This window comes from Aromatoleum evansii (assembly GCF_012910805.1).
Taxonomy (GTDB): Bacteria; Pseudomonadota; Gammaproteobacteria; order Burkholderiales; family Rhodocyclaceae; genus Aromatoleum; species Aromatoleum evansii.
Genome location: NZ_WTVK01000104.1, coordinates 1 through 9,846, shown reverse-complemented (window position 1 = coordinate 9,846; position 9,846 = coordinate 1). Strand labels below are relative to the sequence as shown.

The following is a 9,846-nucleotide window of genomic DNA, read 5'->3' as shown; positions in this document are numbered from 1 at the left end:
GCGGTGTCCCCTTCCGGGGCGGGGCTGCCCGCGATGACGGGGAGGGTCGCGAGGTTGTTGCGCGCGCGGTGCGTGACGGCGGTGATGAGGAAGCGGCGCTGGTCCGCGTCCGTGCCCGGGTGGCGTGCGTGGCCGCGGAGTTCGAAGGTGGTGCCGGGGGCGGCGTCGCGCACGGTGCCTTCGCCGAGCATCTCGCGCTGGCGGGCGTCGATGGCTTCGCGCTGGCGCCGGATCATGCGTTCGCCGTCGGCTGCGGTCTGCCAGGCGTAGGGGCCGGGGTCGTCGGTGGCGACGGTGGTGGCCGCGGAGTCGCGATGGGCGCTGTCGGCGGTCTGGGGATGCGTCGCCAGACCGCGGTAGTCCCAGCTCGCGGCGCGGGTAGTGGTGGTGTCGAGGCGCGCGGTGGCGCTCCAGCGGTCGAGGCTGTCCTCGGCGAGCGTCGCGCCCGCCTGGGTGAAGCGCACCTGCGGCTGCGGGTTGTCGCGGAAGGCGGCGTTGTGGTCGGCGATGACGAGGGTGTGGGCGCCAAGCGCGGGGCCGCTGTCGGACTGGTGCTCGAACCAGCAGAAGAGGCCTTCCTCGGCGAGCAGGCGGCGGAGGAAGGCGAGGTCGCTCTCGCGGTACTGGGTGCTCATGCCGCGGCGCGGGTAGGCCGCAGGATCGGCGAGCTGCCAGCGCCACGCGGGGGCGAGTCGTCCGCGGCCTTGCCAGTCGCCAAGGAGCTCGTCGACGATCTCGACGACGCTCATGTCCTGGAAGAGGTAGCTGTCGCGGGTGTGGCCGAGGAAGCTCAGCCACGGTTCGATGGTCAGCCGGTAGCGCGCGAAGCCGCCGTCGGCGCCGAGGCGGGCGGCATGCGTGATGTGGCCGTGGAAGGGGCGCGGCGCGGTGCGTGAGGCGGCGGTGAGGAGATCGACGCGTGCGGGCTGCCCGAGCAGGGCGGCCAGCGGCAGCCTGGCGTCGGCGCTCAGGGCGGTGAGTTCGATGCGGAAGCCGGCATGCGCGGCGAGCGGACCGAGCGATTCGTCGATGGTGACCGTTTCGGCGAGCAGCACGTCGGGGCCGAGCGGCGTCGTCAGGGTGAGCAGTCGCGCGCTCTGACGCCAGCCGGCGCCGCCGGCGATGAATTCGGAAATTCTGTCCATGTGGGAGCCGGGACGCGCGCCGCCGCGAACAGGGGCAGCAGCGGCGCTTCTGCTAGGTTGCCGGAAAGCCCGTTAGCATAACGTAAATCAATGTCATCGGGATTATCGTCGAGCGGCTCGCAGGGCGATGGAGGGGGTTGCGGCTTCAGCCGCGAATCGGCGATATCGCACGCGGCGCGGCCCATTCGCGGCTGAAGCCGCTCCCACGGGGGAATTGGTGTCGATCAGCGGCACCCACGGGGGAATCGGTGCCGATCAGCGGCTGACCCCGCTGACGCGGTGGCACGGAGCGCGCAAAACGCGGTCGAAGTGGGTGGCGGATGCCTGCTGCCGACCTCACGCGCGGCGGGCGTGCGCGCGGAGCTACGGCGCTGCGAAAAATGTTGCTTACATTTTTCGGGTGTCTGGGCACAATGACGACAACGGGACTTGGTGCGAGGACGGCCATGCGACTGCACGGGTTTCTGGTGACGCTGCTGGGCCTTCTGGGCGCCGGCCTGTTCGCGTCCGCGGCGGGCGCGGCCGACGCGAATGCGCTCAACGTCTATAACTGGAACGACTACATCGCGCGCGATACGGTCCCGGCCTTCGAGAAGGCGACCGGCATCGCGGTGAAGTACGACCTGTACGACAGCAACGCGACGCTGCAGGGCAAGCTGCTGACGGGTGCGAGCGGCTACGACGTCGTCTATCCCAGCGTCGAGTATGCGGGCCGGCAGATCCAGGCGGGCATCTTCCAGCCACTCGACAAGGCGCGCCTGCCGAATCTCGCCAATCTCGATCCGGTGATCCTCAAGGCGGTCGAGCGCGCCGACCCGGGCAACCGGTACGTCGTGCCCTACATGTGGTACACGACCGGGGTTGCGATCAATGTCGATAAGGTCGGGAAGGCGCTGGGCGGCAAGCTGCCGGACAACGCGTGGGACCTGCTCTTCGACCCGGGCGTGACCGCGCGCCTGAAGGGCTGCGGCATCGCGCTGATGGACGAGGCGAGCGACGTGATTCCCGCGGCGATGCTGTATGCCGGCGCCGACACCGCGAAGATGGACGCGGCCGACATCCGTGCCGCGGTCGAGCGCATCCGCCCGGTGCGGGGCGACATCCGAGTGTTCAACACGTCGCCGATCGACCAGATGGCCAAGGGCAGCCTGTGCGTCGCGATGATGTTCTCGGGCGACGCGCTGATCGCCGCGCGGCGGGCGGCTGAGTCGCACACCGGCGCGAAGGTGCGCTACCTGATCCCGAACACGGGGGCGATGATGTCGGTGGACGTGATGGCGATTCCGCGCGATGCGCCGCACGTCGCCAACGCGCACGCATGGATCAATGCGATGCTGGATCCGCAGGTCGTCGCGCAGATCTCCAACGAGACCTACTACCTCAGCGCGAACAAGGCGGCGCTGCCGCTGACCTCGGCGGAGATCACGGGCAACCCGGCGATCAACGTGCCCGAGGCGCTGAAGCAGCGCCTGCACGCCAAGCCGGTGCTGACGAAGGAGGTTCAGCGCGAGCTCACGCAGGCGCTGAACCGCTTCAAGACCGCGAAGTAGCGCGGCCGGGCCGGGAGGCGGTCGTGGACCACAACGGCGACGGGGCGGCGGGGGGTAGGGCAAACCGGCGCGCCTACCTGCGCATCGAGGGCGTGACCAAGCGCTTCGACGACACCCTCGCGGTCGATGACGTGTCGCTGGAGATCGCCGAGCGTGAGATCTTCGCGCTGCTGGGCAGCTCCGGCTGCGGCAAGAGCACGCTGCTGCGCATGCTCGCGGGGCTGGAGATGCCCGACGCGGGGCGCATCGTGCTCGATGGCGAGGACCTCGCTGCCGTGCCCGCGCACCGGCGCCCGACCAACATGATGTTCCAGTCTTACGCGCTGTTCCCGCACATGACGGTGGAGGCCAACGTCGCGTTCGGGCTGTGGCAGCTGCGCCCGCGCCTCGCGCGTGCCGAGGTCGAAGCGCGTGTCGCCGAGATGCTGGAGCTGGTGCAGATGCAGCGTTATGCGCGCCGCAAGCCGCACGAGCTCTCGGGCGGGCAGCAGCAGCGCGTCGCGCTCGCGCGCAGCCTCGCAAAGGAGCCCAAGCTGCTGCTGCTCGACGAGCCGCTCGCCGCGCTGGACAAGAAGATCCGCCAGCGCACGCAGCTCGAACTCGTGAACCTGATCGAGCGTGTCGGTGTGACCTGCATCCTCGTGACGCACGACCAGGAAGAAGCGATGACGATGGCCGGGCGCATCGGCGTTATGAACGAGGGGCGGCTGCTGCAAGTCGGCACGCCGGGCGAGATCTACGAGACGCCGGACTGCCGCTTCACGGCCGAGTTCATCGGCGAGACCAACCTGTTCCAGGGGCGCGTCGTCGGTGGGGCGCTCGCGTGCGCGGAGTTTCCCGCGGCGATCGTGCTTCCGCCCGATGCGGGGCTGGCGCAAGGGGACGAGGCCTGGGTCTCGGTGCGCCCCGAGCGCGTGGCGCTGAGCCGCGCCGGTGGCGTGCCGGGCGGCGCCGGCTGCAATGCCGCGACCGGCGAGGTCGCCGAGATCGCTTATCTCGGCAGCCATTCCGTGTATCACGTGCGGCTTGCGAACGGCCGCATCGTGATCGCGAGCGTGCCCTCCGTGCATTGGGGCGACGCCGCGCCGCCGACCTGGGGCGATGCGGTACGCGTCGCGTGGTTCGCGCCCGACGGCGTGGTGCTGACGCGATGACACGGCGGCGCTTCGTCCTCGCGCGCGGACGCTTCTGGACGGGGCTGCTGCCCTGGGCGTGGATGCTGCTCTTCTTCGCGCTGCCCTTCGCGCTGATCGTGAAGGTCAGCCTGTCCACGCCCGAGCTCGCGATCCCGCCCTACGTGCCGCCCTTCGTCATGGAGCCGGGCGAGCTGCTGCCGCATTTCCGCCCGGACTTCACGAGCTACCGTCGCCTGCACGACGAAGTGCTCGCGCTCGGCACGCCCGCCGCGGACCTGCAGTACCTCTCCGCGTGGGGCGGCTCGTTGCTGCTGGCGGCCCTGACGACGCTGCTGTGCCTGCTGATCGGCTATCCCTTCGCCTACCACATCGCCCGCTCGCGCGAGGCCGCGCGCAACACGCTGCTGATGCTGGTGATGTTGCCGTTCTGGACCTCCTTCCTGCTGCGCGTGTATGCGTGGATGGTGCTGCTCGACAGCAGCGAGCTGGGGCTGATCAACCGCCTGCTGCTCGCGGCGGGCCTCGTCGATGCGCCGCTGCAGCTCCTTTACAATCAGGGCGCGGTGCTGGTCGGCATGGTCTACAGTTATCTACCCTTCATGGTGCTGCCGCTCTATGCCAACCTCGTGAAGCTCGATCAGCGCCTGCTCGAGGCGGCCGCCGACCTCGGCGCGCGGCCGTGGACGACCTTCCTGCGCGTGACCCTGCCGCTGTCGCGGCGCGGCATCGTCGCCGGGGCCATGCTGGTGTTCATCCCGGCGGTGGGCGAGTTCGTGATCCCCGATCTGCTGGGCGGCGGCGACGTGCTGATGATAGGCCGCAGGATCTGGGAGGACTTCGGTCCCAACCAGGACTGGCCGATGGCGGCGGCGGTCGCGGTGACGATGGTGCTGGTGCTGCTCGCGCCCATCGTGCTGCTGCACCGGCATGGCCGCGCCAATGGCGACGACGGGGAGGCAGGACCATGAGCGTGCGCTCCCGTCCCGGTGCGACGGCCTGGCTGTTGGCCGTATACGCCTTCCTGTACGTGCCCATCCTGTGCCTGATCGTGTTCTCCTTCACGGCCGGCGAGATCACGACGCAGCTCGACGGCTTCTCGCTGCGCTGGTACGCCGAGCTCGCGCGCGACGAGGAGCTGATCGGCGCGGTGCTGCTGTCGCTGCGCGTGGGCGCGCTGGCGGCGACGGCGGCGGTTGTCGTCGGCACTGCGGCGGCTTTCGTGCTCGCGCGCTTCGGGCGCTATCCGGGCAGCGCCGCCTTCGCCGGCATGACGACGGCGCCGATGGTGATGCCCGAGGTCGTGATCGGGCTGTCGCTGGTGCTGCTGTTCACGCATCCGCTCTTCGCCTCCCTCGGCGGGCGCGGCGTCGCGGCGATCTGGGCCGCGCACACGACCTTGTGCACTGCCTATGTCACCGTGCTCGTGCAGTCGCGCCTGCGCGAGATGGACCGCTCGCTGGAGGAGGCGGCGCTCGACCTCGGCTGCCCGCCGTTCAAGGTCTTCTTCGTGATCACCGTGCCGGTGATCGCGCCGGCGCTGCTGGCGGGATGGCTGCTCGCGTTCACGCTGTCGATGGACGACTTCGTGCTCGCCGCGATGCTGTCCGATCCCGGCAGCACGACGCTGCCGGTGCTGGTGTTCGCGCGCCTGCACCACGGCCTGAAACCCGAGATCAATGCACTTGCGACGGTCATCGTCGTGCTCGTGTCGCTCGCCGTCGTCGTCGCCAATCGCGCGATGCTGTCGGCGCAGAGGAAACGCGCGGCGGCGCTGCGTCATGCGGCGGGAATTTCACCGACGGCTGCGCCAACCGTTACACTTTCGAGTCCCGACATGCGGAGGTGAGTGGATTGCGCGTTCCCGAAACCGTCGAGATCATCGACGAGCAGGATGACGAGAAGGCCGTCCAGGCGGCCGCCGCGGTCGAGGAGCATGCCGCCGACGAGCGCCCGGCCAGCCTGCCGGCGATGTACCGTGCGCTGTGGCAGCACGCCGAGGGCGTGCGCCACCTGATCTTCGGCGCCTTCGGCCTGCTGCTCGCCTCTCAGCTCTTCAAGCTCGCGGTGCCGTGGTTCGCAGGCAACGCGATCAACGCGATCCAGAAGGGCGGGCTCGGCTCATTGTCGGATGCCGGGCGCTGGCTGATCCTCGTGTTCACGGCCATCGTCGCAACCTGGCTGTTGCACGGCCCCGGCCGCATCCTCGAACGCAACGTCGCGCTGCGCGTGCGCGAACGCCTGTCGGCGCTGCTCGTCGGGCGGCTGATGCGCGCGCCGCTGGCGTGGCACGAGCGCCACCACTCCGGCGAGATCACGCACCGCGTGCAGCAGAGCACCAGCGCGCTGTACGACTTCGCGCAGAGCCAGTTCATCTACCTGCAGAACACCGTGCAGCTGATCGGCCCCATCGTCGCGCTGTGGTTGATCTCCACGCTCGTCGGCAGCGTTGCGGTGATCGGCTACGGGCTGATCGCGCTGATGATCACGCGCTTCGACCGCGTGATGATGAAGATCGCCGTCGATACCAACCGCGCCGAGCGCGCGTGGTCCGCGACCATGGTCGACGTGCTCGGCAACGTGCTGTCGGTGCTCGCGCTGCGCCGCGCCGAAGGCGTCGCGCGCCTGATCGCGGCGCGGCTGGAGGCGATGGCGGGGCCCTTGAAGCGCAGCATCGTCATCAACGAGGCGAAGTGGGCCGCGGTCGACCTGCTCGCGAGCCTGCTGTGGTGCATCCTCGTCGCCGTGTATGCCGCGCAGGCGGCCGGCGTCATCGGCGCGGAGGCGGCAGCGGGCGTCGCGACCGGCATCGCGCTGGGCAAGGTCTTCATGGTGTACGAATACTCGCAGCAGGCCGGCGGGGTGATCACCGCGATCGCCTCGCACTTCCAGTCGCTGTCGCGCCAGCGCGCTGATTTCGCCTCGGCGCAGCCGGTGTTCGCGGCGCGCGAGGCGGCCGAGCCCGCGCGCTGCAGCGCCGAGGGCGAGCCGTGGCAGCGCATGACCGTGGCGGACCTGAGCTTCGCCCATGCCGGAGCCGAGCGCGCCGGCGCGGCGATCGATATCCCCCGCCTGGAGCTCGAACGCGGCCGCCGCTACGCGCTGGTCGGCCCCAGCGGCGCGGGCAAGAGCACGCTGCTGCGCCTGCTCGCCGGGCTCGACACCCCGGCTGAGGCGGTCGTGAGCTTCGACGCGATCCCCGCGCCCGAGGCCGCGTCCATCCTGCGCGGCATCGCGACGCTGATCCCGCAGCAGGCCGAGATGTTCGACGGCACGGTCGCCGAGAACCTCCTGCTGGGCGGCACCGCCAATCCCGACGCGATCACCGCCGCGCTGCGCGCGACCTGCGCGGATGCCTTCGTCGAAGGACTGCACGGCGGGCTCGCCGCGCGCGTCGTCGAAGGCGGCGCGAACTGGTCCGGTGGCCAGCGCCAGCGCCTCGCGCTCGCCCGCGGCGTGCTCGCGGCCGACGGCAGTTCGCTGGTGCTGCTGGACGAGCCGAGCAGCGCGCTCGACCCGGAAACCGAGGCGCGCGTGTATCAGGGCCTGTTCGAGCACTTCGCCGATGCGGTGGTCGTGTCCTCGGTGCACCGCCTGCACCTGCTCGACCGTTTCGACCAGGTGATCCTGATGCAGGGCGGGCGCATCGAGGCGATGGGGACGGCGTGGGAGCTCGCGCAGGTCTCGCCGCTGTTCCGCGAGATGCTCGCGGTGCAGGGCAGCGCGCGCGGCTGATGCCGCCGTCAGCGCGATCCTTCGGATGCCGAAGCGTCGGCCGCTTTCGGCGCCGCAGCCTCGAGCCGGGACTCCTCGATCCATTCGCGCCACACGGCCATCACGACCGCCAGGATGACCGGGCCGAGGAACAGCCCGACCAGCCCGAACGCCGCCAGGCCGCCCAGCACGCCGAACATCACGAGCAGGAAGGGAATGCGCGTCGCGTTGCTGATCACGAGCGGGCGCACCAGGTTGTCGACCCAGCTCACCGCCAGCGCGCCCCATAGCAGCAGGCCGATGCCGCCGACCATGTCGTCGTTGACCAGCATCCAGACGCCGATCGACCCCCACACGAAGGGTGCGCCGAAGGGGATCATCGCGATCAGCGCCGTGACCGCACCGAGCAGCACCGGGGCCTGCAGGCCCGCCCACCAGTAGCCCAGCCCGGCGACGAAGCCCTGCGCCAGCGCGGTGGCGATCAGCCCCCACACCACCGCCTTGGTCATGCCGCCGACGGCGGCAAGGTAGGCGTCGATGCGGGTGCCGAGAAAACGGGACAGGACGCTGTGGACCTGCTGCAGAACCTTTTCGCCGTCGCGGTACACGAAGAAGACCGTGATCAGCGCGAAGCCGAGCTTCGCCGCATTGCGCCCGACATCGCCGACGAGCGCGACGAGCTGGTCGGCACCCTCGCGGCCCCAGGCGGCGAGCTGCGTTCGCAGCGCGTCCGGGTCGTTGCCGATCAGGTCGAGCTGTTCCTGCAGCCAGCCGCCGAGCCAGGGCAGCGTGCGGATCGCCTCGGGCAAGCTCAGCGGCCCCTGCGTGAGCCGCTCGATCACCGCGGTGTAGGCCGTGCCGATCTCCCCACGGAACAGTCCGCCCAGCCACAGCGCAGGCAGGATGAAGGCCGCGCTCAGCAGCAGCGTCATGAGCAATGCGCTGGGCGTCGGGCGGCGGAGCGCCCGGCGCAGGCGCCGATACAGCGGCCATGTCGCGTAGGCGATGATGAGCGCCCACGCGACCGGCACGATGAATAGCTGCAGCACGGCGTAGGCGAGCACCAGCAGCCCGCCGAGCAGGAAGCCGAGGATCACGCGGCGCACCAGCTTGTCGGCGACCTGGTCGATCATCGCGCCGCCTCGACGGCGCGCCTGGTGGTCAGGAACGGCAGGATGCGTTTCATGCGTGACTCCGTGTGACGATGAAAGACTTCTGCGTGTTGCGCGATCAAGCGGCCGCCAGTCTTTCGGTCCGGTTCTCGATGAGCTCGTCGTGGCCTGTTCCGCCGCGGGACCCGATCAGTGCATCACCCAGCGCCGTCCTTCCGCGGCGACCTTGTACAAGCGCCAGCCGTCGGCGCCGGGGGTGCCGCACAGGCCGTAGATGAACGGCAGTTCGGCACGGCCGGGGATCTCGAAGCGCAGGTCGCGGAAGCCCGCACACAGGCTGCCGGAGGCGTCCTGCTGCGCGTGGTCGAGCACCGGGAACATCGCGAACCAGCGGTAGAAGGCGAAATCGCCCTTGCCCCACACCTCGCGCGCGAACCCCTGCAGGTTGCCGTTGCCGAAGCGCGGGCGTGTTTCCCACTGTGCCAGTGCGACCGGGCGGTAGGGGGCGGAGAAGCGGCGGATGAAGTTGTCCTCGGGGCCGGCGGTGAGCACCTCCGCGCGACGCGTGTTGAGGTGGGCGAAATGGTACTGCTCGCCGTCGAACACGATCGCGGTCCAGTTGAAGGGCGAGGCCGGGCGCGGCGCGGCATCGACCTCGATGATCGGCACCTGGTTCGCCGCCGCCCAGGCGCGCGCGGCGGCGATCGCCTCGCCGCGGCCCACGGCCCCGACGCCGATCCATGCGACGACGAGCACGAGCGCGGTCGCGGCCGGGATGCGGCTGCTGCGCCACAGCGCGCTGGCGACGAGGCCCGCGACGAGGCTGCCGGTGATCACCAGGTCGATGATGAAGGTGGTGCCCCAGCCGAAGCGCCGGTCGGAGAAGGGGGCGAGGATCATCGTGCCGAACTGGGTGATGAGGTCGCCCGCGATGTGGATCAGGATGCCGGCGCAGGCGACGGCATAGAAGCCGCGCCAGTCCGTGCCGGGGCGGCTGCGCCGTGCGAGGCGCCCGAACAGCCACGCGAGCAGCAGGCCCCACAGCGGCAGCAGGACGAGCGAGTGGGTGACGCCGCGGTGGCCGCGCAGGTAGGCGAGTTCGGAGACGTAGCCGAGGACGAAGTCGAGGTCGGGAAAGGTCGCGGCCGCCGCGCCGGCGGCCACCGTCTGCCAGACCGGCAGGGGCGTCGCG

The 9,846-nt window shown here is 70.4% G+C and carries 8 protein-coding genes; 5 read left to right on the top strand and 3 right to left on the bottom strand.

The features are described 5' to 3' along the window. Nucleotides 1-1,145: type VI secretion system Vgr family protein (locus GO615_RS26560; protein WP_169132867.1), on the bottom strand; the 1,145-nt coding region annotated here is incomplete at its 3' end. A 446-nt stretch (nt 1,146-1,591) separates the two neighbouring features. Between GO615_RS26560 and GO615_RS26555 the strand changes: the two genes are divergently transcribed. Genes GO615_RS26555 through GO615_RS26535 form a run of 5 tightly spaced genes read left to right on the top strand, consistent with a single transcriptional unit; the run spans nt 1,592 to nt 7,563 of the window. Continuing rightward, the gene (locus GO615_RS26555) at nt 1,592-2,695 is read left to right on the top strand and encodes a polyamine ABC transporter substrate-binding protein (RefSeq protein WP_169132866.1); all 1,104 of its coding nucleotides are present in this window, start codon (nt 1,592-1,594) and stop codon (nt 2,693-2,695) included. Nucleotides 2,696-2,718: 23 nt separating this feature from the next. After that, nucleotides 2,719-3,849, top strand: a complete 1,131-nt coding sequence (locus GO615_RS26550; RefSeq protein ID WP_169132865.1) for a polyamine ABC transporter ATP-binding protein — start codon at nt 2,719-2,721, stop codon at nt 3,847-3,849. After that, on the top strand, nt 3,846-4,799 hold the full coding sequence (locus GO615_RS26545) for an ABC transporter permease (protein ID WP_169132864.1): 954 nt from the start codon (nt 3,846-3,848) through the stop codon (nt 4,797-4,799). Before GO615_RS26550 ends, GO615_RS26545 begins: the two co-directional genes overlap by 4 nt. Further along, nucleotides 4,796-5,677, top strand: coding sequence for an ABC transporter permease subunit (locus GO615_RS26540; protein ID WP_169132863.1), 882 nt, complete (start codon nt 4,796-4,798; stop codon nt 5,675-5,677). The genes GO615_RS26545 and GO615_RS26540 overlap by 4 nt, the downstream gene beginning before the upstream one ends. A gap of 5 nt (nt 5,678-5,682) precedes the next feature. Next, nucleotides 5,683-7,563, top strand: coding sequence for an ATP-binding cassette domain-containing protein (locus GO615_RS26535; RefSeq protein ID WP_169132862.1), 1,881 nt, complete (start codon nt 5,683-5,685; stop codon nt 7,561-7,563). Between the two features lie 8 nt (nt 7,564-7,571). Here the strand turns inward: GO615_RS26535 and GO615_RS26530 are convergent, their stop codons facing one another. Beyond that, nucleotides 7,572-8,675: an AI-2E family transporter gene (locus GO615_RS26530; RefSeq protein ID WP_169132861.1), complete on the bottom strand. Its 1,104-nt coding sequence runs from the start codon at nt 8,673-8,675 to the stop codon at nt 7,572-7,574. Nucleotides 8,676-8,843: 168 nt separating this feature from the next. Then, on the bottom strand, nt 8,844-9,846 hold a 1,003-nt coding region (locus GO615_RS26525), incomplete at its 5' end, for a metal-dependent hydrolase (RefSeq protein WP_169132860.1).